General features: G+C 47.0%; 28 protein-coding genes. 1 reads left to right on the plus strand and 27 read right to left on the minus strand.

Annotation, left to right across the window (positions count from 1 at the left end; all coding sequences use genetic code 11):
* Positions 1–13: 13 nt before the first annotated feature.
* From KAI37_RS15165 to KAI37_RS15235, 15 genes are all read right to left on the minus strand, one after another.
* Complete coding sequence (locus tag KAI37_RS15165) at positions 14–1,315, minus strand: amidohydrolase (RefSeq protein WP_071641358.1); 1,302 nt, start codon at positions 1,313–1,315, stop codon at positions 14–16.
* A complete protein-coding gene (locus tag KAI37_RS15170; RefSeq protein ID WP_023989135.1) occupies positions 1,302–1,955 on the minus strand; it encodes a redox-sensing transcriptional repressor Rex in 654 nt (217 codons plus the stop codon). Before KAI37_RS15170 ends, KAI37_RS15165 begins: the two co-directional genes overlap by 14 nt.
* Positions 1,956–1,999: 44 nt before the next feature.
* Positions 2,000–4,867 (minus strand): ATP-dependent DNA helicase DinG, encoded by a 2,868-nt coding sequence (gene dinG / locus KAI37_RS15175; protein ID WP_220029775.1) that lies wholly within the window; start codon positions 4,865–4,867, stop codon positions 2,000–2,002.
* Between the two features lie 157 nt (positions 4,868–5,024).
* Complete coding sequence (locus KAI37_RS15180) at positions 5,025–5,657, minus strand: tetratricopeptide repeat protein (RefSeq protein ID WP_220029776.1); 633 nt, start codon at positions 5,655–5,657, stop codon at positions 5,025–5,027.
* 82 nt (positions 5,658–5,739) lie between these two features.
* Positions 5,740–6,123, minus strand: a complete 384-nt coding sequence (gene panD, locus KAI37_RS15185; RefSeq protein ID WP_076293055.1) for an aspartate 1-decarboxylase — start codon at positions 6,121–6,123, stop codon at positions 5,740–5,742.
* Positions 6,116–7,054, minus strand: a complete 939-nt coding sequence (gene panC, locus KAI37_RS15190) for a pantoate--beta-alanine ligase (protein ID WP_076293054.1) — start codon at positions 7,052–7,054, stop codon at positions 6,116–6,118. Before panC ends, panD begins: the two co-directional genes overlap by 8 nt.
* On the minus strand, positions 7,051–7,950 hold the full coding sequence (gene panB, locus KAI37_RS15195) for a 3-methyl-2-oxobutanoate hydroxymethyltransferase (RefSeq protein ID WP_025723098.1): 900 nt from the start codon (positions 7,948–7,950) through the stop codon (positions 7,051–7,053). Before panB ends, panC begins: the two co-directional genes overlap by 4 nt.
* Positions 7,951–8,295: 345 nt before the next feature.
* Positions 8,296–9,270, minus strand: coding sequence for a biotin--[acetyl-CoA-carboxylase] ligase (locus KAI37_RS15200; RefSeq protein ID WP_220029777.1), 975 nt, complete (start codon positions 9,268–9,270; stop codon positions 8,296–8,298).
* Positions 9,263–10,585, minus strand: a complete 1,323-nt coding sequence (locus tag KAI37_RS15205) for a CCA tRNA nucleotidyltransferase (RefSeq protein ID WP_220029778.1) — start codon at positions 10,583–10,585, stop codon at positions 9,263–9,265. Before KAI37_RS15205 ends, KAI37_RS15200 begins: the two co-directional genes overlap by 8 nt.
* 55 nt (positions 10,586–10,640) lie before the next feature.
* Positions 10,641–11,804: an N-acetyl-alpha-D-glucosaminyl L-malate synthase BshA gene (gene bshA / locus KAI37_RS15210; RefSeq protein ID WP_025723095.1), complete on the minus strand. Its 1,164-nt coding sequence runs from the start codon at positions 11,802–11,804 to the stop codon at positions 10,641–10,643.
* Positions 11,805–11,891: 87 nt separating this feature from the next.
* Entirely contained in the window at positions 11,892–12,584 is a 693-nt protein-coding gene (gene bshB1, locus KAI37_RS15215) for a bacillithiol biosynthesis deacetylase BshB1 (RefSeq protein ID WP_071641363.1), read from the minus strand.
* Entirely contained in the window at positions 12,581–13,018 is a 438-nt protein-coding gene (gene mgsA, locus KAI37_RS15220; protein ID WP_220029779.1) for a methylglyoxal synthase, read from the minus strand. Before mgsA ends, bshB1 begins: the two co-directional genes overlap by 4 nt.
* A gap of 56 nt (positions 13,019–13,074) precedes the next feature.
* Positions 13,075–13,878, minus strand: coding sequence for a 4-hydroxy-tetrahydrodipicolinate reductase (gene dapB / locus KAI37_RS15225; RefSeq protein WP_071641364.1), 804 nt, complete (start codon positions 13,876–13,878; stop codon positions 13,075–13,077).
* A gap of 31 nt (positions 13,879–13,909) precedes the next feature.
* On the minus strand, positions 13,910–14,428 hold the full coding sequence (locus tag KAI37_RS15230; protein ID WP_013310696.1) for a tetratricopeptide repeat protein: 519 nt from the start codon (positions 14,426–14,428) through the stop codon (positions 13,910–13,912).
* A 50-nt stretch (positions 14,429–14,478) separates the two neighbouring features.
* Positions 14,479–14,808, minus strand: coding sequence for a nucleotide pyrophosphohydrolase (locus KAI37_RS15235; protein ID WP_023989148.1), 330 nt, complete (start codon positions 14,806–14,808; stop codon positions 14,479–14,481).
* Positions 14,809–15,022: 214 nt separating this feature from the next.
* Here KAI37_RS15235 and KAI37_RS15240 point away from each other — a divergent pair, with 214 nt between their 5' ends.
* Entirely contained in the window at positions 15,023–15,892 is an 870-nt protein-coding gene (locus KAI37_RS15240; protein WP_220029780.1) for a YitT family protein, read from the plus strand.
* 74 nt (positions 15,893–15,966) lie between these two features.
* On the opposite strand, the gene KAI37_RS15245 is transcribed toward KAI37_RS15240, so the two are convergent.
* From KAI37_RS15245 to hisC, 12 genes are all read right to left on the minus strand, one after another.
* A complete protein-coding gene (locus KAI37_RS15245) occupies positions 15,967–16,812 on the minus strand; it encodes a sporulation protein YpjB (RefSeq protein WP_220029781.1) in 846 nt (281 codons plus the stop codon).
* An 80-nt stretch (positions 16,813–16,892) separates the two neighbouring features.
* Positions 16,893–17,567 (minus strand): GNAT family N-acetyltransferase, encoded by a 675-nt coding sequence (locus tag KAI37_RS15250; RefSeq protein WP_258382989.1) that lies wholly within the window; start codon positions 17,565–17,567, stop codon positions 16,893–16,895.
* Positions 17,568–17,584: 17 nt separating this feature from the next.
* Positions 17,585–17,788 carry a hypothetical protein gene (locus KAI37_RS26490; RefSeq protein ID WP_258382990.1) on the minus strand — a complete coding sequence of 68 codons (204 nt, stop codon included), beginning with the start codon at positions 17,786–17,788 and terminating at the stop codon, positions 17,585–17,587.
* 2 nt (positions 17,789–17,790) lie between these two features.
* The gene (locus KAI37_RS15255; protein WP_071641368.1) at positions 17,791–18,435 is read right to left on the minus strand and encodes a DUF1405 domain-containing protein; all 645 of its coding nucleotides are present in this window, start codon (positions 18,433–18,435) and stop codon (positions 17,791–17,793) included.
* A 173-nt stretch (positions 18,436–18,608) separates the two neighbouring features.
* The gene (locus KAI37_RS15260; protein WP_013371655.1) at positions 18,609–18,788 is read right to left on the minus strand and encodes an IDEAL domain-containing protein; all 180 of its coding nucleotides are present in this window, start codon (positions 18,786–18,788) and stop codon (positions 18,609–18,611) included.
* Positions 18,789–18,810: 22 nt separating this feature from the next.
* Positions 18,811–19,317 carry a gamma carbonic anhydrase family protein gene (locus tag KAI37_RS15265; RefSeq protein ID WP_025723088.1) on the minus strand — a complete coding sequence of 169 codons (507 nt, stop codon included), beginning with the start codon at positions 19,315–19,317 and terminating at the stop codon, positions 18,811–18,813.
* A 52-nt stretch (positions 19,318–19,369) separates the two neighbouring features.
* Positions 19,370–20,479 carry a hypothetical protein gene (locus KAI37_RS15270; protein WP_220029782.1) on the minus strand — a complete coding sequence of 370 codons (1,110 nt, stop codon included), beginning with the start codon at positions 20,477–20,479 and terminating at the stop codon, positions 19,370–19,372.
* Between the two features lie 165 nt (positions 20,480–20,644).
* Entirely contained in the window at positions 20,645–21,247 is a 603-nt protein-coding gene (locus KAI37_RS15275; protein ID WP_071641371.1) for a histidine phosphatase family protein, read from the minus strand.
* Between the two features lie 70 nt (positions 21,248–21,317).
* Positions 21,318–21,944 (minus strand): anti-sigma factor, encoded by a 627-nt coding sequence (locus KAI37_RS15280; protein ID WP_220029783.1) that lies wholly within the window; start codon positions 21,942–21,944, stop codon positions 21,318–21,320.
* Positions 21,941–22,537: an RNA polymerase sigma factor gene (locus tag KAI37_RS15285; RefSeq protein ID WP_013310707.1), complete on the minus strand. Its 597-nt coding sequence runs from the start codon at positions 22,535–22,537 to the stop codon at positions 21,941–21,943. The genes KAI37_RS15280 and KAI37_RS15285 overlap by 4 nt, the downstream gene beginning before the upstream one ends.
* 810 nt (positions 22,538–23,347) lie before the next feature.
* Positions 23,348–24,436, minus strand: coding sequence for a prephenate dehydrogenase (locus KAI37_RS15290; protein WP_013310710.1), 1,089 nt, complete (start codon positions 24,434–24,436; stop codon positions 23,348–23,350).
* A 26-nt stretch (positions 24,437–24,462) separates the two neighbouring features.
* Complete coding sequence (gene hisC, locus KAI37_RS15295; protein WP_076293042.1) at positions 24,463–25,566, minus strand: histidinol-phosphate transaminase; 1,104 nt, start codon at positions 25,564–25,566, stop codon at positions 24,463–24,465.
* Positions 25,567–25,575: the final 9 nt, after the last annotated feature.

Consider the following 25,575-nt stretch of genomic DNA (forward strand, 5'->3'; position numbering starts at 1 on the left):
TGTGACACCTAAATTAGCGCGACAGCAGCCCTTCAAAGGCGGCTTGTGCCTCATGTTTGATACGTTCCTCGTCCATAGTCAGGCATTCGCCGTTTTTCACAACCTGGCGACCGTCTACCCACACATGAGCCACGTCCTTGGCGCTTGCAGAGTATACCGCATGGGAAATAAGATCTGTACGCGGCAAGAAATGTGCCTGATTCAGATCCAACGCGATAAAGTCAGCCTTGTTGCCTGCTGCCAACGCTCCTACTTCTTTTAAACCAATCGACTTTGCACCGTATTCTGTTGCCAGACGCAGCGCTTCACTTGCAGGAACTGCTGTAGGGTCACCGGATACACCCTTGTGAATAAGTGCCGCCAGACGCATTTCCTCGAACATATCCAGGTTATTATTGCTGGCAGGACCATCCGTTCCGAGAGAAACAGTAACCCCTGCACGCAGCAATTCAGGCACTCTTGCCACACCACTTGCCAGCTTCAAATTGCTACCAGGATTATGCGAAACCGCTACACCACGTTCAGCCAGTAAAGCTATTTCTTCGTCGTTCAAATGAACGCCATGGGCAACAAGCGAAGGACGGGAGAAAAAGCCAAGCTTATCCAAGTGTGCAACTGGACGCAAACCGTAGTCGCGTACGTTTTGCTCCACTTCGGCGATCGTCTCAGACATGTGTGTATGCAGTGGCAAGTCCAGATCATGCGCAGCTTGTACGAATTTTTCAATAAACGCAGGTGGACATGTGTATGGCGCGTGCGGAGACATCATCGTTGTAATACGCCCGTCTGCTTTACCATGCCAGTTACGCGCAAAAGTCACGGCCTCAGCCAGCTTGATTCGCTGTTCTTCTTCCGAGCATAGTCCAATTGCTCCACGCATCAGACTTGCACGAATACCTGACTCTTCAGCTACACGAGCCACCTCATCCATATGATCGTACATGTCCAGGAAGGTCGTTGTTCCACCTTTCAGCATTTCCAGCACAGACAAGGACGTACCCCAGTACACGTCCGTAGATGTAAACTTGGCTTCCATAGGCCACATTTTTTCCTGAAGCCATACTTGAAGTGCCAAGTCATCTCCATGCCCACGCAGCAGAGACATCGCCGCATGACCATGGGTATTAATCAGACCAGGTAAAAACAATAGCCCTTTACCATCAATCGCTTCCGCTTCTTCCTCACCCGCAGGCAAAGTTTCGCCAATATAAGTAATACGGCTATCCTCCACAATCATAAAACCATGGACTACCCCAGCTTCTGGTCCATTTACGGCAAAAGAGCCATTTTTAATCATCCATTTATTCACTGTCATATTGTGTTTCTTCCTTTCCGTCCTCCAAATAATAAGCGAGGCTAAGCAAATCAGTTGTAAAGTCTGTGGCATGAATCCGAATGTTGGCCGGTGCCTTGAGAGTAGTCGGTGCAAAGTTCAGGATCGCTCCAATTCCGCTCTCAATAAGCCTGTCAGCCACGTGCTGTGCTTCAAAATCAGGTACGGTAATAATCCCGATTCGAATGTTTTTTTCTCTCACAGTCGCTTCCAGTTCATCCATCGGTTGAACGACCAATGTATTGATCTTGGTCCCTACCTTATCCGGAAACGCATCAAATACTGCGACAATCTTCATATTGTCTTTTAAATAAGCGTTATAATTCGAAAGGGCTTGCCCCAGATTACCGGCACCGACCAATACGACATTAATTTGCTGGTCGATTTTCAGGATATGGCGTATTTTCTCGATTAGATAAGAAACATCATAACCGATACCCTTCCGACCAAAATCTCCAAAATAGGCGAGATCTTTACGGATTTGGGCCGGGTTCAAATCTAGCCTCTGTCCCAACTCTTGAGAAGAGACCGTAGCCACCTCCCGTTTGTGAAGTGCATTCAGATAACGTAAATATACGGGTAACCTCCGTACGACAGCCTCTGAAATTTTATCTGATTTCATACTTGCTCCCCCTAATTGTAACGAACATACTTAGTGTCCGTCCGTTATGCCTCTGTCTCCGGGGCGGATTGGAGCCATTCGGCGATGCGGGGCACCATTTGCTCCGATGGCATATGCTCCATTTTTGGTCCCGGTAACGAGTACAAAAAGTGCTTTCCGTAATAGGATTCGATCACACGCGTATCGTAAACGATAACGACCCCGTGGTCGCTCGCTGTACGTACCAACCGACCAAATCCCTGTTTGAAGCGAATGACCGCTTGTGGTACAGACAGCTTCATAAATGGATTCTTCTTCTGCTGCTGAAGCAGCTCGCTTTTTGCCTCCAGCAACGGGTGATTCGGCGGTTGAAACGGCAAGCGAACAATGGCCAGACAAGTCAGAGCCTTTCCTGGAATATCGACGCCTTCCCAGAAGCTGCTGGTTCCCAGCAATACAGAAGCTTTAGCTTCCTGAAAACGGCGGGTTAGCTTGCTGCGACTCCCACTGTCCACACCTTGTCCCAGCACAGTAATTTCGCTGGCTGCTAAGGCCTCTTTGAGCGGCTCATACACTTGCCGGAGCATCCGATAGGAAGTAAACAGAACGAGCATTCTCCCCCGCGTCGCCTGAGCAGTCGCTCCTAGAGAGCTAACGAGCATATCTACAAAATGTGCATCTCCTACACTGCCCTTCACACTTGGAAAATCCCGTGGAATGACCAGCAACACCTGATCCCTGTAATTAAAGGGTGACGGGAGCTGCGAAGTCATCAGCCGCTCTTGATCTGCGGCCTCCTGCAAGCCGAGCTGATCGATCATGTACTGAAACGACTTATCTACCGATAAGGTAGCAGACGTCAGAATAATGCTTCTTTTTTTGTCAAAAAACATTTCTTTCAACTGGCGGCTCACATCGACGGGCACCGCATAAAATTGCAATGATTTACTACGGAATTGTCCACTCGCTTCGAGCCAGTATACGGTTGTTTCATCATCGAGTCGCATAAAAAATCGCAAATTTTCTCGAATCCCCGCCAAATCCTTGAGCAGACCCGTGATATCTGTAATAAGGCTATCCGCCGCATAATCGTCATGTTCTTCCTTGACGTCCAGCATCAGCTTGTCGCCCTTGCGCAAAATTTCACTCATCGTTACATATAGCTGATTTTCCAAAGCCCCCGCCTGATCCCACTTTGCAGGCTTGGCTGAAGGTTTGAGACGGGAAGAAAACTGTCCTGTTTCACCCGGTGTCGCATCGCTTCGCTCAGGCAACATGCCAAACAGCTTGTCGCTTAGCAGGTCCCAAGTTTCTTTAACCTCTAACACGAGCGGATATATCTGGTCGATGGTTGAGGCCCAATCCGCCGACTTCTCGTGCCCCGATTTTGCCAACTGTTGACGAAGTGAAGGCAGTTGTCCATTCTTGCTGTCTTTGAACAGTCGCGTCAGTGTATGCACGAGTGTGAAATATTTCATATGCATACCTAGGTGCTTACCAGCTACTTCCTCCAGGTGATGGGCTTCATCAATCACCAGGTGTTCATAGCTCGGCAACAACTGGTGACTGGCTTTGACGTCTGTGAACAACTTAGAGTGATTCGTAATAACAACATCCGCTATCCCTGCTTCATGGCGTGCACGATGATAATAGCATTTGCGGAACCATGGACAAGAACGACCAAGACAGGACTCTGAATCACTCGCCACCGTTTCCCAGAAATCCCCTCCACGGTTGCTCAGATTCAATTCTTCATCATCACCGGTTTCTGTTAGCGTCAACCAGACGATCATTTGAGCCGCTGTAATTAAATCTTCCTTCGGTGTCGCGAAGTCTCTTCTGTTTATTTTATGTTCAAACTTACGCAGACACAAATAATGTCCCCGACCCTTGAAAATAGCAGCCCGGAACGGAAACGGAATCACCTTGGTCAGCATCGGAATGTCGCGCTCGCGTAATTGCTCCTGCAGGTTGATCGTATGTGTACTTACCATAACGCGCTGTCCTTTTTTTACACTGTGATACAGCGATGGGAGCAAATAACCGAGGGACTTTCCTGTTCCTGTACCTGCTTCGATCAGCAGATGCTTGTCTTCACTCAGTGCCTGATTTACACCCTCAATCATCTGTATCTGCGCCTCGCGCTCCTCATATTGGCTCAAGGATGAACGCAAATTGTCCCGCACATCATCCATGTACTCCTCAAAGGAAACACCTGAAAGTGGATTCGGGTCGTCTTCTCTACGCGGTGCAGCTAGCTCCGTCCAATCTTCCACTTTTAGCGCAAGCTGACGAAAAAACTGATGTCCCTCCAAATCCTGAATAGGATCAAGCTCTTTCTCTTCACGCACCCCATCAAGAAACCATCCGAGGTCACTGTCTTCCTCTGCGAACAAATCGCTAAGCCGCTGTATCGTTATCAGAGGTAATGCTTGAAGCTCACCCAGACACTTTAAAAACACCTCAGCCGTAGCCAACGCGTCGCTGTCTGCTTGGTGAGGGCGATCATGCGCCAGCCCGAACTCAGAAGACACAAAACCCAACTGATACGAAGAAAGCGATGGAAACATAATTTTCAGAAAATCCATTGTATCCAAGATTCTTCCGCTAAACGGTAAATATCCGCACCGATCCAGAGCGTTTTGCAAAAAATTAAAATCAAACGCCACATTATGACCGACCAGCACAACATCGTCCAGCATAGGCACGAGCTCCATCATCATTTCTTCAAGTGCAGGAGCATCCTTGACGTCATCGTCTGTAATTCCGGTCAATCCAGTGATAAAAGGTGGAATAGATCTGCCAGGGTTCACATAAGAGCCGTAAACACGGGAAATGCTGTTATCATGATCTATAATTGCAAGTCCGACTTGAATGATGTCATCCGCGGACTGGGTGCCTGTCGTTTCAAAATCCAATACCGCAAATTTCATTCGGGCTTAATCCTTTCTTATGACACTTACAAAAATAATAACTCTGTATATTAGCATAGCAGAAGATCGCCTGTTTGGAAATTAAGACAGCCAAAAAAGACGATGCACACGCCGCCTGAGGAGGTGGGCATGCATCGTCTTACTCGGTGTCTGACAACTACATCCAGGTCATCATGGAGCTGTCGTATCGAAGCATTTCGGTACCTGACAAACAGGCTTCCATATTGTGCAGCGGCTCGGGTAACGCAGGATCGAACTGATGTGCGAGAGCAAAACATTTTTGCGCCTCCTCTACGTCAGCCTGCTTTGCCAATAGACAGCCTAGCGCATTATAGATGACCGCCTTTAGTCCTGCCTGCTCAGTCAGGTCCAGCACCTTCTGAAAATGGTATACAGCCTCTGCTGGATCATCTAGTTGAAAATAGGACATTCCCATGTACATACGACTCTGCCAGCTGTTCGGAAAATGCTGTAGTACCTGCTCAAATTGTTGGATCGCCTCAGGGTACATAAGTAATCGATAATACCCTTGCCCCCGATTAAAAGCTGGTAGCTCTTTTTCAGGCAGCTCAGTGTCAGACATATCGGTCTCTGCGGAAAACCCGGCCGCACGCAAGCAAACCATTTTTTCCTCAAAGGCCAGCCACTCATCCATAATTCCGTCACTCATTCTCCGCAGCAGACTCCAGTGCTGTAGCAGCTCCTGCCTGCGGGAGCCCTGGGCTGATGGGTAATGCTTCACGATATCATCTAACATGCTGTTCATTTCTGCGAATACATGCTGGAACATGTGCATCCCGCCCTTATGAAAGATGGATTAATACACTCACATTTTTCGCTTAAAAGACGGGTTTCATCCGCACTCCCATTCATTACATGATCGTTGCGTGTACTTCTTTGTTCATCGTTTGGGCTGGTTTATTATGTTCATCAACAAATACCACTGTAGGTTTGTATGTTTTGGCCTCTTCATTCGACATGGAAGCATAGGAAATAATAATGACTGTATCACCAGGCTGCACCAAACGAGCTGCCGCACCGTTGAGACAGATCACTCCGCTCCCACGCGGTCCGGGGATAACATAGGTTTCCAGTCGAGCTCCATTGTTATTGTTTACAATTTGAACCTTTTCATTCTCCAACAGATCCGATGTATCCATGAGATCTTCATCTATAGTGATACTCCCCACATAGTTCAGGTTAGCTTCCGTAACGGTAGCGCGGTGAATTTTGGATTTCATCATGGTTCTAAACATGGGAAAGCACCTCCGCCTTCTGTATTCTTATATTGTCAATCAGTCGGGTATTGCCAAATTTCACAGCCAGCGCTACGATGACGTCTTCCTGAACATCACATAGACGCTGCTCGGGCAGAAGGGGCTCCAGACCGGGAAAAGTTAATATTTCAATGTAATCAATGTCTGCTAAAGGAGAGGAAGTAATGGTGGACTCCACCATTTGATGTAGCTGACGAATCGTAATTGTGTTTGTTACAATATCTTCGCTCACTTCTTGCACCTTACGCAGTGACTGGGACAGCACCAACGCCTGCTCGCGCTGTTCTGCACTTAAATACACATTACGGGAGCTGAGGGCCAAACCATCCACCTCTCTGACGATGGGACAAGGTACGATAGTCACGTTCATATTGAGATCAGTCACCATCTGCTGGAGCACTGCAACCTGCTGTGCGTCCTTCATTCCAAAAAAGGCCAAATCAGGACCTATCATGTTAAAAAGCTTGGCTACCACCGTAGTCACACCATCAAAATGGCCGGGACGGGAGGCACCGCACAGACGATCTGTCAAAGCGGATACACGAATTTTGGTTTGGGTTGGTTGTGGATACATTTCTGCTACAGTTGGCAAAAATACAATATCCACGCCCTCGCGCCGTGCTACCTCTAAATCACGAGCTTCATCGCGGGGGTAGCTTTCCAGATCTTCATTCGGTCCAAATTGAATCGGATTTACGAAAATGCTAAGCACCACCGTATCTGCCATTTCACGCGCCTTGTGCATCAAGCTCGCATGTCCTTCATGCAGGTATCCCATTGTTGGTACAAAGCCGACTTTATGTTGCTGTAAAGAAGCAGAATCGTTTACTATTTTTGCTCCGTTTGTCCCAAGCTGCCGACGTTCAGCAATAATCTTGCGCAGCTGAGCCACTTCTCTTACGATGATCATGACCGAGATTCCACCTTTTCCTTAGCTTGTTCCTGTGTCTGTCCTTTTGCCTTACCGTATAGGGATTCTACAACGCGGTCATCCGCGCTGAACACATGCTCTGCGGCCGGAAATGCCCGCCCTTTTACATCACTCACATACTGCTCAATGCTGCTGCGGATCAAGCCGCCTACATCGGCATAGGTTTTAACAAAGCGTTTGCTGAAATAAGGCGATGCGTACTGAATCAGATCGTGATAAACAAGTACCTGACCGTCACATCCACGTCCAGCACCAATTCCAATGGTTGGAATGGAAAGCTCTTTAGAAATCGCTGTTGCGACTTCCTCAGTTACCAATTCCAGTACAACGCCAAAAGCACCCGCCTGCTCCAGTGCCTTGGCGTCCGCCATCAACCGGCGTGCGTCCACTTCGTCCTTGCCTTGAATGCGATAGCCGCCAATTTGATTAACCGATTGCGGAGTAAGCCCGATATGTCCCAGTACAGGCACACCTGCCTGAACAGTTGCTTTTACGACATCGGCAATTTCAGCTCCGCCCTCCAATTTAACAGCATGCACATGTCCTTCCTGCATCAGACGGCGGATGCCCTGAAGACTTTCTGATACGCTGCTGTGATATGTCATAAAAGGCATGTCCGCTACGATAAATGTATGTTCCGCGCCTCTTGCGACTGCCCGGGAATGGTACACGATATCATCCAAGGTTACAGGGATGGTTGAATCGTAACCAAGAACTACGTTACCCAGCGAGTCACCTACGAGAATCATGTCAATCCCCGCCTCCTCGGCTATTTTAGCCGATGGATAATCATAGGCGGTCAGCATACTGAGCGGAATGCCCTCTTGCTTCATTTTTTTCATTTTTACAATATTCAGTGCTTGTTTACCTGCCATTGCGAATGGCTCCCTTCCATCTTTTTTTGGCACAAAAAATAACCTTTTATGAACGCCTGTACATCTGCGTCATCAAAAGGTCCGAACAGCCAAAAAAGACACTCATTTTGAGATCGTCCCTTCTGTCTCGGTCCTGTTCGGCTCAGAGCAGAATCCAACGTAACCTTCAAATGAAGTTATGATGGTCTTACAAACTTGCTAAAGTAGAGCATGTGCCCCTGGAGTGCAGCTCGGACCGTCCGATGCCGCCTCCTGCACAGTATAACAAAAAACATCAGCTTTTTCACGTGAAGTTTTGCACAGGGAATAGAACGATTTCGGTCGTTTTCTTAGCTAAGGTCGCTTCTATAATTGTATATCCCCTGAAATGACCTGAATTCGCTCTCCCTGATCCGTTTCTATCACGAGTGCCCCGGAAGGGTCCAAGCCAACAGCTGTACCTTCTACAGTTATCCCTTGTCCGGTATGTGCCCGTACACTACGGTTCATAGTCACGGACAAAGCCTCCCACAGCATGGCTATAGGCTGGAACCCCTGCTCGGCATACAACTTACTTAGCTGTTCCATCTCTTCCAGCACTGAGGCAATCAGCACAGTACGGTCAATTTCACGCCCTGCTTCTATTTTCAATGACGTTCCCACCTGTGATAACTCTTCCGGGTAATCTTCTTTATTCAAATTTACGTCAATACCGATCCCTGCAATACAATAGCGAACCCGTTGATCCTCTGTTGCAGATTCCAACAGAATACCGGATACTTTGCGACCATGAATCAGCAAATCGTTTGGCCATTTGATACCAGCCTCCACACCCGTCAGCCGACGAATGGCTCTACACACTGCTACACCTGTAAGTAGCGTTAGCTGGGGGGTAAAAGCCAAGGGCTGGGTAGGGCGCAACACAATGCTCATCCAGACTCCTTTGCCACGAGGTGAATACCACTTCCGCCCCAGACGTCCCCTACCTGCCGTTTGTTCCTCTGCAAGCACTACTGCCCCCTCTGGCGCGCCCTCTTCCGCCAAACGCATGGCATCCTGCTGAGTGGATACCGTGGAATCCAGTACAACGATACGCTGGCCAAACGATTGGGTATTTAATATATCGGCCAATTTGGAGACTTCTAGCCGATCCGGTCGGGATATCAACCGATAGCCCCGACGCGAGGAGGCATCGATGTTGTAGCCCAACTCACGCAGTTTGTTGATCTGCTTCCATACTGCTGTTCGGCTAACCGAGAGCCGTCGGCTGATTTCCTCACCTGATACGTAATCAGATGTAACCTCCTCCAGTATGCCTAACAATCTTTCATGATTATTCACTACTCATCACCCGTTTCGCTTCCTGAAGCAATGTTTCTGTTTCATTCGGAATATCTCCACAGGCAACAGCTTGTAAAAGCTGTTCCATCATCTGACCCAGCCAAGGTCCGCCTGGTCGATTCATCGCCTGAACCAGTTCATTTCCTGTAATATTTAAATCTTTGATACGAACGACTACAGCCTGCTTTGTCCACAAGCTTGCCAGTTCGGCTGTTTTCGCCACATGCTTTTCTACCCATGGCGGTAATCCGCGGAATGAAGCAGGCAGTGTATTGTAAAGATCAAGCCAGTCTGAAGCTGTATCCTTTCCTAGTCTAATTAGCAGTCGAATCCAGCTACGACGCAGTGCCTCAACGTTGATAATGTCAGACTCCTCTGGAACGGAGCCGCCAGCTATGACACCAGTACTGTAGATTAATTCGGTCTCCCATTCCAGCAAATGAACCAACCGAAGTCGTACCGCGTTGGAAAAGGTCCAAGCTCTTAGTAGCTCGTCCGCTGCCTCTGAGGTAAGTCTACAAGACATTAAGAGCAGGCCCCACCGCAGTTCTTCTTGCAATTGAACGATCCCCTTGAGCGCTCGTGCTTCACATTGCTCCCAGGGAACCGGAACCTTCGTACAGCCGAGCAATCCGCTACGCCCCAGCATCTCCAACCCACGTAAAGGGTCAGGGCCCGCCAGCATCTTTTCCAGTTCGACCCGCACACGTTCCATGGCTATGTAACGAAGTTTCTCTCTGCGCCGAATCATACCTTTCCAGGTGTTGAATGCAACGCGGAACCGAAATACAGAGGCAAAACGGATGCAACGCAGCATCCGCAACCCGTCCTCCTCAAAACGTTCCTCGGCTCGACCTACACAACGAACGAGAGCGGCTCGTAAATCGGCTTCTCCCCCAAACGGGTCCACCCGCTCTCCGTGTTCTGCCATCGCAATCGCATTCATAGTAAAATCCCGTCGCATCAGATCCTCACGGATATCCTTCACGAAGGCAACCTCCGTTGGACGGCGGTGATCTGCATAACCGCTTTCCGTACGAAAAGTGGTCACCTCGAACGCATGGCCACCCTGCATAACCGTAACCGTCCCATGCTGAATTCCTGTCGGAATGACGTGAGGGAACAGCGCTATGACCTGTTCAGGCTCAGCCGAAGTAGTCAAATCCATATCATGAATGGCTCTTCCTAATAGTTCATCCCGCACACAGCCACCGACCCAGTAAGCTTCGTGGCCTGCTGCTGTTAGTTTATGTATGACCTCTCTGCCATGAAGTGCCATCTCTTGGTCAGCATATTGCCAAGTGTTTGTATTCATAGGGTTTCCCCCTTTGCAAGTATTCAATATAAAAAACGGACGCGAGTCCGCCCCCTTAAACGCTGATCGGTTTAAGATCCGGCACCTCGCGTCCCAACACACGGTAATATATTTCTTCATATTGACGGGTAATCAGCTTATCACAAAAAACGGTACGGGCGCGGGTCAGACACGCTTCACGGAAACGTTCCGCCATGGCTTCATCGGACAATAGCTCTACTGCATAATCAGCCATTGCCTCCGTATTACCGATTTCAGCAAGATACCCCGTACTTCCATGCACAACGAGTTCAGGGACTCCCCCTGCCTGAGAACCGATTGTCGGTACTCCACAGGCCATTGCTTCCAGCGCAACCAGACCAAAACTTTCTTTTTCCGAGGGAAGCAGCAGTACATCCGCCATAGAAATCACTTCTGCGATCTGATCCTGCTTACCTAAAAAGAAGACCTTATCTTGCAGACCTAAAGTCTCGATTTTGCAACGGATTTTTGGAAGATCCGGTCCTTCCCCCACCAACAGAAGCTTCGCAGGTACTTTACGTTGCACTCTTTCAAATATATCCAACACATCTCCCACCCTTTTGACAGGACGGAAATTGGAAATATGCATCATTATTTTTTCATGCGGTTGGGCAAAATCACTTCTAAGCGCAGCGGCATCTCGTGGATAATATACCCGTTTATCTACAAAATTGTAGGTTAAATCAATAGGCCGTGTAATTTCCAACGCATCTATCGTCTCCCGAATCAAATCCTTGGAAACTGCTGTCACAGCGTCACTTTTGTTAATAGCCAGTCGAATCAGGTCCTTCAACGACTCATCCTGTGCCAACACTGTAATGTCCGTACCGTGCAAGGTGGTTACCACCTTCAGATGATCACCCACCATTTCCTTCGCCAAGTAAGCGCATACTGCATGTGGTACCGCATAATGAACATGGAGTACGTCCAAATTCTTCATTTGTGCGACTTGGGCCATTTTGGTCGCCAGTGACAAATCATATGGCGGATATCTAAACACGTAGTAATCGTTAACTTCAACCTCATGATAAAAAATATTTTTCTGAAACGCCCCGCCTAATCTAAACGGAATGCTATTGGCAATAAAATGAACCTCATGCCCTTTTTCTGCCAGCAACTTGCCCAGTTCAGTAGCCACTACGCCTGAACCACCCAGCGACGGATAACAGGTAATTCCAATTTTCAGTTTGTCATTCAAGCTAAGCTTCCTCCTTCCGCCCATCAGTGATAACTTTTTTCTGCCGATTTATTTTAACATTCTGCAAAATGCTCAAGTATAGAATTCTTATGTGAATAGCTTAACCAGATATGGCGTTTTGGACGCAAAGCCTTCTGCATACGAAATCAGTTTGCGCTGACCCAACAACGAGTCACGAGCTTTTACGCGTTCCACATATCCCTGATTTAATGGTGTGGATACTGTATCCTTTCCAGGCGCTGCCTGAAATTGCGAAGCATAACTCAGCAACGACTGTTCCTTGACTTCATAATGCTCGGTGATATCCACAATCAAATCCGTTCTGCCAATATCATTAATAAAATAAAAATATAATTGCTCTACCTGTACCCCAGGATTTTCTGGCATAAAACGTCGCAACTTGGCGTTAAATACCGCTTCCTCCACCAACTTGCTGCACATGACATGGTCTGGATGCCGATCCTCCCAATAAGGAGCGAATACAACTTTCGGTGCATGGCGTCGAATTTCTGCTGTAACTGCAGCTACATGTTCAGGAGTCACATTTAATCCACGATCAGGCAGACCCAAATTCGTACGCACAGCAAGCCCGAGCACTTTCGAAGCATGTTCAGCTTCTGACATACGAGTATCCACATCACCATTGGATGACATTTCAGCCCGCGTCAAATCGCACACGCCCACCTTTAAACCAGCGGCTGTATGCTTGGCAATCGTGCCTCCCATTCCTATTTCTGCATCGTCGGCATGGGCTCCGAAAATCAGGATGTCCAGCGTCATTTTACATCACCCTGCTGGTCAATGCCCGGTTTATATTTATGTACCAGCTCACGCCAAGCAAAATCGCCACGGTCTAGCGCTTTGACCAGTATTTCAGCAGTTGCAACGTTAGTTGCCAAAGGGATCCCCTGCACGTCACACAAACGTAACAAGGCGCTAATGTCCGGCTCATGCGGTTGTGCCATGAGCGGATCACGCAAGAATATAATCAAGTCCATGTCATTTTGCGCAACCATAGCCCCGATTTGCTGATCTCCTCCAAGCGGCCCGGACATGAAACGGTGAATTTGAAGCTTGGTTTGCTCCATAATGCGCAGACCTGTTGTACCTGTTGAAAATAACTGGTGATCTATAAAAACATGCTCATAAGCCGTTATGAAATTCACCATTTCATCCTTTTTTCGGTCATGCGCTATAAATGCAATCTTTAACATTCAAAGTTCCTCCTGCCTCATTCTATAATTTCATTCGTCAAATCATTCGCGTATTCTTAATCGATGTAATGCTCAAATCCATATACAAGCCCTGGCTGCTCCATGACCTTCTGAATACCGATTTTAACACCCGGCATATAGCCAGCCCGTTCATAAGAGTCCTGGCGAATTTTCAGAGATTGTCCAAACCCTCCGAAGATTACTTCCTGCTGCGCGAACACACCAGGAAGACGGACACTATGGATACGAAAACCTTGATAGTAACCGCCACGTGATCCTTCTAACGTTTCTTCCTCTTCCGGGTTGCCCTGTCGTAACTCCTGACGCTGCTCGGCGATCAGCTCTGCGGTCTTAATGGCTGTACCCGATGGCGCGTCCAATTTTTGGTCACCATGATATTCAATGATTTCCAGATGCGGGAAGTATTTCGCTGCCTGAGCCGCAAATCGCATCATCAAAATGACTCCAATCGAAAAGTTTGGCGCGATCAGACCGCCAATCTGCTGCTCACGACACTGCTTGTCCAGTTCATCAATCTGTTCGGGGGTAAACCCTGTCGTTCCGATAACCGGACGAACTCCATGCTTGATAGCAAGCGCTGTATGTGCGTACGCAAAACGCGGTCCCGTAAAATCGACCATGACATCCACTCGACTATCCAGTAATGCCTGCTCCACATCCTCCACAATAGCGATACCCGCTTCCGGTAGTCCGACGAGAAGGCCGGCATCACTGCCGGCATGTGTTCTGTTCACTGCGGCCACAAGCTGTAGTTCCTCATCCTGAAGAACCAATTTGATAACTTCACGGCCCATACGCCCTGCTGCTCCTACAACAGCCACTTTTATTGGTTCTGACATATCCCTACAACTCCTTATGCATCCATTTGTGTTAGATCTGTTCATTCATCTGCTGGCATAACTTCTTCATGAGGTTGGCAAGCTGCACATTGTGAGGAAACAGTGCAGCCGCCTCACGAGCAGCCTGCACAGCCAGCTTATACTCATTCAATTCGTCATAAATCAATGCGAGCAGCAAAAAAGCATCCCCACATAACGGATCGAGGGCTATTGCTCGTTCCAGTAGTAAAATCGCATCCTGACGCACCTGTGGCGTAGCTCTGTCAACATCCAGCATTTTTCTGGCCTTCTCCGTATGCTGCCTGGCTTCCTGCGCATGCAGATGGAGAACATATTCATCCTGCTGTGGAGCGAGACGAACCGCATGCTCTGCATATGCGAGAGCCTGCTCCAAACGACCACTGCGAGCATAGGTAACCGAGCACCGGAAATAATGCTCCGCATGATCAGGCTGGGCTGAAATTGCTTTTTCAAACCATTCCACGGCCTGCTCAAAATCGTTCTGCAAAATGCACTGATAAGCTTTCTGAACGTATTCCTCCGCCTTCATGACACTGCACCTCCGGGTAACCGGTTTGGTACAGCATATGTACAAAACGCCTAATCGGTGTCCTTTTTGGTCCAGCGATTCGCGTCACGCGTGTTAAATTTTTGCATGACCTTATCATGAGCCTCGGTCAAATTTATACCTAGTGAGTTCGCAAAGCAAACTGTGATGAACAAAATGTCCCCCAGCTCCAGCTCAATGGAATTGTCCGCCTCATCCGTTTTTTTCGGTTTCTCGCCAAAGGAGTGATTGACTTCCCTCGCCAGTTCTCCGACTTCCTCAGACATCCGGGCTAACATCGCCAAAGGGCTAAAATACCCTTCCTTAAATTGAGATATATACTGGTCTACCTCACGTTGAATTTCATCTAATGATTTTTCCATGAAACACGCAATCCCCCCATGTGCAGGTTTATTCATATGTTATCGTAAAGCACATTTTAAAACAAATTTTTTTTAATTGTGTACTTATGATCCCAACTTACAGTCATCAGTCTTTTAAAGCTACCGTAAAAAGGTATACTACATATAAGGAGCTGCGATTTAGCAAAATCAGCATGAAGTCGTTCTTCCTTAAACTGCTACTGCGAGGGATTATATGAAGATATCCAAGTCCATGGAACAGCTTAAAATGATTTTATCCATTGTGCTAGGGACCGCCATTTATGCATTCGGTCTGCTTTATTTTATTATACCCAGTAAACTGATGGAAGGAGGTATTACAGGGATCACCCTGTTGCTCAATTATGCTTTTTCAATTTCACCCTCTCTCTCCACATTACTTCTGAACATTCCTTTATTTTTAATTGGATGGAAAATGCTTGGGGGCAAGCAAATTCTATATACAGGGGTAGGTATCGGGTCGCTCACTTTTTTTCTGTGGTTGTTTGAAAAAATGATTCATTTCGGATGGATGGGAACGTTTCAGACTGAACACGATTTTATACTTTCTTCATTATATGCGGGAGTTACGCTTGGGGCCGGATTAGGTATTGTGTTCCGCTTTGGCGGCACTACGGGCGGCTCGGATATTATCGCTCGTATTCTAAACCGGAAGTTTGGCTGGAGTATGGGAAGGATTCTGCTGGTCATTGATATTGTCATTATCGGTGCTTCACTACTTTACATACCAAAAGAAAAAATTCTATATACATTAGTCGCCGTGTTCATCGCGTCCAAGATTATTGATTTTATACAAGAAGGGGCCTATTCCGCCAGAGCCTTTATGATTATCAGCGACGACACGATGGACATTGCGGATATTATTATTAGGGACATGGATCGCGGAGTTACTATTATTCCGGCTGTAGGTGCATTTTCCAAGCAGGCTAAGCATGTTGCCTATTGTGTCGTGCCTCGTCAGGAAATACGACGTTTGCACCAAATTGTTAAATCGGTTGATCCACGGGCGTTTATTATCATACAGGATGTGCATGATGTACATGGAGAGGGGTTCAAAGAGGAATAGCCCGGAAATCCGGGCGCTGGGCTAACCTATATGGATGGCTCAGCCAACGACGCGAATGTTCGAATTTTGCATCGTCATCCAGAGAAACCAGCTCGATATTTACGATAACCTGCATAGACCAGCGCCAGCAGAACAATCATGCCGATTGCCAATTCTGCCCGGCGCTCACTTTCACGCGGGATAAATGGCGCCAGGGCAGTGGCGTCTTTTTCACGTCCAAACAAGGCATTAAACGTCGGATTTCCCTGATCCAACGCCCCTCTAATTGCTGAGGCATCTGCATTTTGCTGATCCCCCAAACCTTTGACATAGGAAATCCATGAATCAGCACGGACAACCTCACTTGTTCTGCCATGAATCAATGCTGCTGTACGGATCGTCTCATAGTGGTCCTCCAGCACTGCGGCTCCAGCTTTGAAACCCTTCATGTTGCCTTTAGCAAACTGGCTGTTCAAGCCACTAACATCTTCTTTTAAAATCTTATAATACTGCTGCCATAAGGGCTGACGCGGATGTGCAAGCGCATCTGTCGCAAGTCGTAAATTGGCCGCAGCCTTCACCCACTCATCCGGTGATGCTTGGACGGACTGTGTAGCTTGCTGCACCTCAAGGATGCTGCCAGACAAAGCATGAATGGCCTCTACAGATAACGCTGCCTGCACCTGTCCGGTGCCAAACCATCGACTCACCTCGGCTACATCCGCGCGTGCTTTTTCAATGTTCCCGTCCATCACATCCCGGTACAGTATCGCAGCTGCATGATCCAGTTCCTCAATCTCTTTTGTGTTTCCTATGGGTTTTGACTGATCACGCGCTTCTGCCACACCTGGAGGGACGCAGACAGACAGCAGCAGGACCATAGATAAAACAACACTCGAAATAATACGGATCATCATTTGAAACGCCTGACCCCTAAACATGGGACATCCCTCCTCACCTTACTGTATGGCAAGGTTACCGGGACTAGAACTTGCTTTAGACCGAATCGTTTGAAGCCGGGTTATGCCCGGGACAAAATAGGAAACATTCGTTGGTTTTCTTTACATGTGTTTTGATCTTTAGTTTTATAAAATAGCGTCGTATCTTCCTGTTTCAACAGAGAAATATTGCAGCCTTCCTGTTCTCTTGGTGTAAAGCCAAAAACAACCTTCTTCGTTTCTTGTTTCGTTACCGCTGACAGTACGATATCCATAGGAATTTCGCCCGTTCCATAAATATCGTAACAATTCATCGTATCCCCTTCAAAATCTGCAACCACAATCGTATCGTATTGAGGTATATACCAAATTTTATCTTTAAAAAACGAGATGGCATAGAATAAGACCAGCCATTCACTACTTTTCGCAGCAAAAAGTGAATACGGATTTAATCTAGCACTTTTATTTTTCAGTAAATTTAAATCCGACTGCTCTTCCATGTTCAACTTCTCAACTTTGATGTCTACATTGTTTGCGATTACTTTCCGGTTTGATTGATATTCTTGTGCCAAAACAAACCCGAATTTAGGGTAAAAATTCTTCACACTATCATTAGCGAACAAATATATAGCATCATATTTGCCCTGCCAATCTTCTAATACACGTTCTATTAAAAACCGGCTCAACCCTTGATTTCTATAGTTGGTATCCGTCATTACAGTTCCGATTTGGATATACTTTCTCATTTCACCCGACAAACAAAAATCCATCAGACTTATAGATACATAGCCACAACAACCTCCCCATCTAAAAGTACGTAAGGGATATATTTATCATTCCAAAAGCCCAATTGATACCATGCTTCAAAATCAAAACCAAAACTTTGTTTAGCTAATTGATTAAAGCTCTTTCTAATTTTATGATTATCACGGATTACTTTTTTAAATATATATTCTTTTTGGTTTAAAACAATGTTCATCTCTATTTCTCCACTTCTACTCCCATTCGATTGCGCGCAAACATGGCAAGCCATGCCGCTATGATACTGACAAGGGTCAGCATATAGGTAAAAGCACGCACTTGCGGTACATCATCCGTTAGCGTCTTCGGAAGATACGGATAAATGCCAAATGTATAATCCATCGTATCATTTAACAATGTCCAGAGTGCAGCTAGGCATAAAGCAGTCCATTTGCAGGTGAAAAAACGCACGAACAGTAACGCTTCGACCGCCATTGCCGTGTGAGATGCCACCAGCATCCAATCCTGCCATATCATATGTCCCCCCTGCGCGACTCCCCAAAAAATAATAGCTGAAGCCCAGATGCCATATTTTACACTCGTGACAACAGCCAACGCCTCCATGATCTGCCGAATGACCTTCAAGCTCTTAAGACGCGGAGGATAGAGCAAAAATGCTATAGAGATCGTAAAAAACAGACTCGCCGTCGGACTATCAGGCACAAATACAATCTGCCACAACGGATGATAATTTAGTGTATATTCCAACTGCCCCCCATACCATATGTACCCATACACTGTTCCCAGCAAATTACACCAGAACAGCAGCCACAAAAAAGGCCGGCTCGTCAAGAACGACCGGCTCCACAAATAAGATAACGACACGTCCTTCATCCTCCGTTCATACGACAGTTGCCTTGTACAGGCACCATCCTACAAAGACTATATCATATCCAAGCGTATCAAAAAAACCTGACCGCCGCTACAGTCAGGTTTGATGATTATAATCTCGAACTAACGATTTGTCTGAAATCCAACTTAGGGTTCCTAAAATTGTTTTAACTCATTGCTTTCAGCTCATCCGTAAGATGACGAAAAGCTACTTCATCTCCGGAGGCTAGCGCCTCATCAATATCCTTGTAGAGTTTTTCACTCCGGTGTTTACGTAATGCCTCGTCCAAAACCATCTCAGCAGACAGGCCCAACATTACTTCATAAGTAACCTTCATTTTATCCATAGGATGCACCTCCAACATGAGTTTAAGAGATCCTATATTCTTTTCCTTTCGCCACATAGCTGAGTGCCGTTCGTGACATCCGCTGCAAATCTGCATCTGTCAATTCGCGCACCACTTTGGCAGGTGTACCGAGAGAAAGAGTATAGGGTGGTATTTTGGTATTTTCCGTAACGACCGACCCTGCTCCTATTAAAGCATATTCACCAAGCTCCGCTCCGTTGAGTACAATGGCCCCCATACCGATTAAAGTGCCTTTGCCTACCGTACAACCGTGGATTATTGCAGCATGACCTACCGAAATGTCATCCGCCAGCAACAGGGGCTGATCCGTGTTCACATGTCCCACGACTCCGTCCTGAATATTGCAGCGTTCACCGATGATGATAGGCGCCATATCTCCGCGTAGTACGGCATTAAACCATACAGAGGAATCTTGACCGATCGTTACTTTTCCGACAATTTTTGCTCCTTCTGCCACATAGACAGATGAATGGAGCTGTGGCATGTTTCCGTTATAGTGAATCAGCATCAATTTCACCCTCTCATTTTGGGTGAAATTCTATCAACATGTGTGCTGCTTGTCAATGGAGCCGTATACCCGAGTCGTTCCGCCCAATGCGGCACTCTCCCGCCAACTTCAGCCCCCAGGCCGTCATCTGTACAGATGGTCCCGTCGAATGTTCACCCTGACGAAGCATACCCAAGTGAAGCATCATTCGTATAATCCTCTGATCAAAGACCGAACGGGGCGTATCATAGTAAAACGGTCGAATCAGTGGGCCGATATGTACAAAAAGCGACTCTGAGGACGTCCAAGGCCTGGCACATTCTCCAATCCAGTAGACTAGAGAGAGCAAATTAGGAACGGCTCCTTTATACAATCTTAACCAAAACCTGAATAGCTGTATCATTTCTTGCTCAATTGTATGCTCCTGATGCGCTTCTCCCTTTGCCATCAGCACAACTTGGTCCCCTTTCTCCTCAATGTACTTGGAGTGACGGGCATAATCATACAGTAGTGCCATTCGGTCTGGATAAAACTTAAAAGAGGAGCCATACCCGAAACGCCATCCTCCCTTACCCAAAAGCGGCTCCGCAATGTGCAAATGCTCCATCAGCTGCTGCTGATTGCGACGATACCAAGCTCCCTCGGGATTTAGCGGAACCTCATGCTGCCCCATGTATTGAAGGAAAAGCCGTAAATCCTCTGCCAGCAGATGCCCTTCATCCCGGTACGACGACGGTTCGCTTACCCTTGTCATTCCGCTTTGGAAGTCATGTACCATAACACGTCGAAAGCGCTCCTTCATATCCAACGGAATTTGGAACAAATACCTCGTATTGTGCGTCGAACCGTTGAACAACCAGCCACTAGAACGCAGACGGGTCACAATATCCCTTGGCCGCTCACCAGGATTCTCGTCCTCCTCAACAGACTGTTTGGCTATTGCAATCAATTCCTCCATGCTGAAATATGGTCGGTCATCGAACAGCATCGCGTTCAAAAACCTTACCTCTGACAACCTCAGCTCCTTGACCTGCGTCTCAAAAAAACTACTGCTGCCGAGCTTCGTCAAAATCCCCTGGATCAACTCATGCTTGGAATTAGGTTTACAGTCACAATCGTAATACACCGCGATTCTGTTCAAATGCACAATATCCGCAAATGTCAGCATATCCGCCAGATTCATTGTTCCATCGCCTCGTCACTGGACTGTCATCCGGAATTGATTCTTACCTGTTGTACCCACAGCTTTGACGGATTGTTCATACTCTAAACCTCTTTTTTGCAAAGGTATAATTAAAAAACAAAAAAGACCACGACTCCTACGATAAGTAGAAGCCTTGGTCTTTTACTAACTTTTGGAGTTACAGTCACTTTTCTCTTGCAAATGCTTCGTGCAATTATATAAAAGTGGTGCCCAATCCATATCCTCACGCTGGAGTACACTAAGTGACAAATTGCCGATTCGTTCCGTGAATTTTTCCTGATACAGAGCCTTATACAAATTAGCCAAAAAACCGCCGTGGGAAACGACCAGCAGATTCTTGTCCCGATTTTCCGTCCAAATGGCCTCCATAAAAGCTAGCCCACGAAGCTGAAGATCCGCATCGCTTTCCTGCCCGAGATCCAGCAGATGCCAGTCGACTCCCCACTTTTCTTCACGCTCGGCCTGTGTCATGCCCTCGACCTGACCATAAGCACGTTCTCTTAGTCGATCATCAGGCTCTAACAACGGGAGATGCAGAGCAGAAGCAATAATCTCCCCGGTCTCTTTCGCTCTGGAGAGACTACTTGTAATAAGCCCGTCCCAATGATAAGGCTCTTCCTTTAATCGTGCTGCCAGCAAACGTGCCTGTCGGCGCCCTTCCTCATTCAACGGAATATCACTGTGGCCCTGGATTTTCCCCACCGCATTCCAATCCGTCAAGCCATGTCTGATCAAGCCAATAAGCATCGTGTCGTTTCCTCCGCTGTTTTGTTATTCAGTCATTGTTATGAATTCATATTGGAGCCCAGCTGTCCTGCTAACTTCTGACCCTTCTCGCCCGATGGATCCAGCCCAGAGAAAATAAAGCAAGCGCAAGTGCCAATACAGACAACAGCATCCAGTATTGCGGATAAGTAGGAACAATGCTAGCAACCAGCGGGTCCATAATGCCACTATTCACATCTTTAATGTGGTATTGATATTGTGGAGATGTACTTGTAGTTTCCAACAGGCCTGTCGGTAAAATACCAGTGTCCATGACAGGAGCTGCTTGAGGGGGATTTTCCTGAGAGGAGCTTCCATTCCAGTTCAAAAACAAAAAGCTGCATAAAAACACGGCCAAGAAGCCGGCGATCCATACAGACATATACTTACGGGCTGCTGGGTTCACACGCGCACGTCGATGCTCGCCCGGAACAAGCCACGGTGATTCTTCATAAATTCGATCCATGACCCTGCGATTCATTGCCTCTAGCTTATCATCTGTTATTTCAAAGGAAATATCACGAATGGTGGATCGATTTTCTTTTGACAAATCCCACTCTTTTTCTTCCGAACCATGCTCCCACCCAGCAGACGAGCTTTTGGCCCGTCTGCGCTCCGAGTCTTGTTTCGATACATTTTTGCCTGTAGCGAACAAATCCTCAGTGTCCCTGGATTTCATTGGCTGCTCATCCCTTCGTTTTCCTCATAGAGAGGCTCAAAAAAATAAGGCTCCAACTGCGTCTTCACACTGGTTCTTGCCCGGAAAAGCAATGACTTCACCGCACTGACCGTCTGTCCTAAAATAGTCGCAATCTCCTGATAATCTAATTGCTCATATTCACGCAAAATCAGCGCAGATCGCTGCTTCTCAGGCAATCTATTGATCGCTTCACGAACCATCTCTACCTTCTCACCGCGAAGGACGGCCTGCTCTGGAATTACATCCGATGGAGCTACCGGTACATAACCGCTCTCCTCCAATGGAACCTGACCGCTACGGTGCTTGCGAAGCTCACTTAGCACCGTATTGCGTGCAATTGTATATAACCAAGTGGAGAACGATGCGTCTACCTCGCGAAAAGAGTGCAGGCTCCGATACGCTTTATAAAACGTCTCTGAGCATAAGTCCTCAGCAATCATTTCCAGGTTCGAACTTTTCAGCATATGATAAACAAAAGCTAAAATTTTACGTTGGTGCCGCCTCATTAATTCTGAATAAACCTCAACATTACCTTGTTTGATTTCCTGAATCATCTGGGAATCTGTCATCATCCGAGTGAGACCCTCCTCGCCCATACATGTGCTGTTTTCCCGTTCGATTCTGTCTATATATACCGAACAGGTCAAAAAAAGTTGCGCCCTCTGCGCAAATGGATGAAACAGCATCATGGAACATTTGTTATTTTCTTACCCTATGTAGTGCCAACATTAACGGTGCTATCCCCAACAATATTCAACATCCAAAATGGACTTACCCATTGTACCACAAAATGACCGCCAGTAAAAAAGTCCAAAATCCCCACGATTTCCATCAATGCCTCCCTAACGCTGGCAACTAATTCATTTATACAGCTTTTCAATGGATTTTAAATTTTTTCAAGATTATATGACTAACCAATTGAAAGTGTTCTTTTCAAATGCACCAATAAGGATAAATACACAAAAAAGAAAACGCTTTAAAAAATTATTGACAAAATGAAAACGTATACATATAATAAAAGTACAGTATGGTTTCTCTCCACTCCTATCCTACTCAGCTACTTCACTAAAAGTAGCTACCACCCGGGGCTTTACCCGGGTGGTCTTTTTTTTGTTCAAAAAAAGGAGCTTTAAAAAAAGCGGACGAAGAAACCTTCATCCGCTCTAAATCTTTTCTACTACTTCACTCCCAGAAAGTGTGTGTTGCTTTTAATGCGGTCAGTAGCGCAGAGGTTCATTTGAATCTGGAGAAGCGGAGCGTTCGCCTTTGCCGCCGGATTTTCCCATTAAAGAATCTGATTGAAAAAAATCCGGCGGCAACAGCGATCGTAAGAACAAATGAATCGCGAAGCGGCCTCCTTAACGAACATCTCACTTTCCTTCCTATACCACCACTTTATACCCCATCGAATCCAGCAGAATCTTGGCACGCTCCCAATCCTGCTCTTGACGGAAGGAAAGTCGCATGATGCCTGGGACATCCTCCCGGCTTTCAATGATTTGCATATTGCTCAGATTAATGCTGTGATTACCGAGTTCCATAGCAATTCGCCCGATAATCCCTGGGGTATCCGGTACATCAATATACAGATCAAACGTGGAGACGATGACTCCTTTGCGACGCTCTGGCAGTTCACTGCGGAAGTGCCCAGCTGTCAAAAACTCGTCAGCGATTCCCTCACCGTCTTGTATTCTCAGTAAATGGGTAAAACGCTCAATCTGTCCGTTCCATTCTTCCAACAGACCTAGTAAAACTTCACGATTGCTCAATAAGATGTCCCGCCACACAACGGGATCACTAGAGGCTATCCGTGTAATATCACGGAACCCACCGGCAGCCAATGTACGGTACAACGGATTTTCATCATTGTGCTTTCGCACCTGATTCACCAGCGCCGCTGCAATAATATGCGGAAGATGGCTAATCGCACCGACAATGTCATCGTGCATATCAGGTTGGACACGCACAACATGAGCACTAGTATATTTTAACAAACGTTCCAGTGAACTGTATGCTTCTTCAGGCACACCCTCTGCCGGGGAAAGCACATAATATGCGTTTTCAAACAACAACGCAGAAGCAGCCTTTACACCGGAACGCTCTGAACCGGCCATCGGATGACCACCGATAAAGTAAGCGTTGCGCAAAGAAATTTCTGATGCTTTTTTGGCAATTGCCGATTTCGTGCTGCCTACATCAGTGATAATACAACCCGCTTTAAGCGGTAGCTTGCTTAACAGTTCAAGATAATGCTCCAGTAAGCCCACAGGTACGCATAAAAAAATAAAATCGGCATCCGCTGCCGCTTCTTCAACCGAGAGAGTCGCGGTGTCCACGACACCACGGCTTAACATCGGTTCCATCAGTTCAGGGAGATGAGCATGGCCGACAACAGTAATATCCGGCTTCCCTTTAAAACAAAGTGCGAGGGACCCACCAATCAGTCCCACGCCGAAAATGGCAATCTTCATCAATTATCAAATCCCATCTGCGGAAATTATAGGCGTACTTTCGCCGCTTCCGCCCCCAGGACCTGTTCCAGCGCACGAATAAACAACTCATTTTGCGGCTGTGATCCAACCGACACCCTAATATATGTCGGATATTTGTGATGACCTGCGCGAATAATCACACCTTTACGAAGCAACTCCTGGAATACCTCACCAGATGGACGACGTACATCCAGCATAATAAAATTACCATGTGCTGGGAAAGACTCTAGTCCCAGACGCTTCAGCTCATTTTGCAAATAAACTCTGCCCTCTGCATTACGATCCCGGCATTCTTGAACAAATTCCTGATCTTCCAAGGCAGCAATGGCCGCAGCCTGTGCTACCCGTGATGTATTAAACGGTTCACGAACCTGATTTATCAACCGAATGATTGACTCGGCTCCCATACCATAACCAATGCGCAGCGAAGCAAGCCCATAGATTTTGGAGAAGGTCCGTAGTACAACCAGGTTTTCATACGCTGGCAACAAACGAATGCCGTCGGGATACGAGCGATCCGTCACAAACTCGGCGTAGGCTTCATCCAGTACAACCATGATATGCTTTGGTACTTGGTCCAAAAAAGCAGTCAGCTCTGCTTCGGGTACAATCGTGCCCGTCGGGTTATTTGGATTACAGATCCAAATAATTTTCGTACGGTCATTGATGTGGGACAGCATAGCATCCAGATCATGTACACCGTCACGCAAAGGCACCTCAACTGCAACCGCTCCCTCAATTTCCACATTACTTTTGTATACGGAAAATGTCTGATCGGCCATAATGCTTTCTTCCCCGGGAAGGAGAAAAGCACGCGTAATCAACGCAATTATTTCGTCAGATCCGCAGCCATAGATAAACTGTTCCTCTTTTAAACCCGTCCGTTTAGCTAGTGCCTGTGTCAAAGCTACGGCACTTCCGTCAGGATATACACTAATGTTAGCAAACTCCTGCTGAATGGCCTGCAATACTTTGGGAGAGCTACCATACGGATTCTCGTTCGAGGCGAGCTTGATGACTTCATCGAGTCCCAGCTCACGTTTTACGTCTTCAATCGGTTTACCGGGCTGATATACTGGCAAATGTACAATATGCGGTTTAGGTTGCATGCCCCTACC

Origin of the sequence: Paenibacillus sp. S25, from assembly GCF_019454085.1 — a bacterium.
GTDB lineage: Bacteria > Bacillota > Bacilli > Paenibacillales > Paenibacillaceae > Paenibacillus > Paenibacillus polymyxa_B.

Coding starts and splice junctions, on each gene's coding strand:
- KAI37_RS15180 (WP_220029776.1), bottom strand. CDS start 5,657: ATGTTCCAGCATGTATTCGCAGAAATGAACAGCATGTTAGATGATATC.
- KAI37_RS15285 (WP_013310707.1), bottom strand. CDS start 22,537: ATGATGACAGATTCCCAGATGATTCAGGAAATCAAACAAGGTAATGTT.
- panC (WP_076293054.1), bottom strand. CDS start 7,054: ATGATCATCGTAAGAGAAGTGGCTCAGCTGCGCAAGATTATTGCTGAA.
- KAI37_RS15230 (WP_013310696.1), bottom strand. CDS start 14,428: ATGAAGGCGGAGGAATACGTTCAGAAAGCTTATCAGTGCATTTTGCAG.
- KAI37_RS15280 (WP_220029783.1), bottom strand. CDS start 21,944: ATGAAATCCAGGGACACTGAGGATTTGTTCGCTACAGGCAAAAATGTA.
- panD (WP_076293055.1), bottom strand. CDS start 6,123: ATGTTTAGAACCATGATGAAATCCAAAATTCACCGCGCTACCGTTACG.
- KAI37_RS15290 (WP_013310710.1), bottom strand. CDS start 24,436: ATGAAGATTGCCATTTTCGGCGTGGGACTGATTGGTGGGTCCCTCGCA.
- KAI37_RS15260 (WP_013371655.1), bottom strand. CDS start 18,788: ATGGATAAAATGAAGGTTACTTATGAAGTAATGTTGGGCCTGTCTGCT.
- KAI37_RS26490 (WP_258382990.1), bottom strand. CDS start 17,788: ATGAACATTGTTTTAAACCAAAAAGAATATATATTTAAAAAAGTAATC.
- KAI37_RS15240 (WP_220029780.1), top strand. CDS start 15,023: ATGAAGATATCCAAGTCCATGGAACAGCTTAAAATGATTTTATCCATT.
- mgsA (WP_220029779.1), bottom strand. CDS start 13,018: ATGTTAAAGATTGCATTTATAGCGCATGACCGAAAAAAGGATGAAATG.
- KAI37_RS15265 (WP_025723088.1), bottom strand. CDS start 19,317: ATGCTGATTCACTATAACGGAAACATGCCACAGCTCCATTCATCTGTC.
- KAI37_RS15235 (WP_023989148.1), bottom strand. CDS start 14,808: ATGGAAAAATCATTAGATGAAATTCAACGTGAGGTAGACCAGTATATA.
- KAI37_RS15245 (WP_220029781.1), bottom strand. CDS start 16,812: ATGTTTAGGGGTCAGGCGTTTCAAATGATGATCCGTATTATTTCGAGT.
- KAI37_RS15165 (WP_071641358.1), bottom strand. CDS start 1,315: ATGACAGTGAATAAATGGATGATTAAAAATGGCTCTTTTGCCGTAAAT.
- panB (WP_025723098.1), bottom strand. CDS start 7,950: ATGGCAGGTAAACAAGCACTGAATATTGTAAAAATGAAAAAAATGAAG.
- KAI37_RS15205 (WP_220029778.1), bottom strand. CDS start 10,585: ATGAATACAAACACTTGGCAATATGCTGACCAAGAGATGGCACTTCAT.
- KAI37_RS15270 (WP_220029782.1), bottom strand. CDS start 20,479: ATGAATCTGGCGGATATGCTGACATTTGCGGATATTGTGCATTTGAAC.
- KAI37_RS15275 (WP_071641371.1), bottom strand. CDS start 21,247: ATGCTTATTGGCTTGATCAGACATGGCTTGACGGATTGGAATGCGGTG.
- dapB (WP_071641364.1), bottom strand. CDS start 13,878: ATGTCAGAACCAATAAAAGTGGCTGTTGTAGGAGCAGCAGGGCGTATG.
- KAI37_RS15170 (WP_023989135.1), bottom strand. CDS start 1,955: ATGAAATCAGATAAAATTTCAGAGGCTGTCGTACGGAGGTTACCCGTA.
- bshB1 (WP_071641363.1), bottom strand. CDS start 12,584: ATGACGCTGGACATCCTGATTTTCGGAGCCCATGCCGACGATGCAGAA.
- dinG (WP_220029775.1), bottom strand. CDS start 4,867: ATGAAATTTGCGGTATTGGATTTTGAAACGACAGGCACCCAGTCCGCG.
- hisC (WP_076293042.1), bottom strand. CDS start 25,566: ATGCAACCTAAACCGCATATTGTACATTTGCCAGTATATCAGCCCGGT.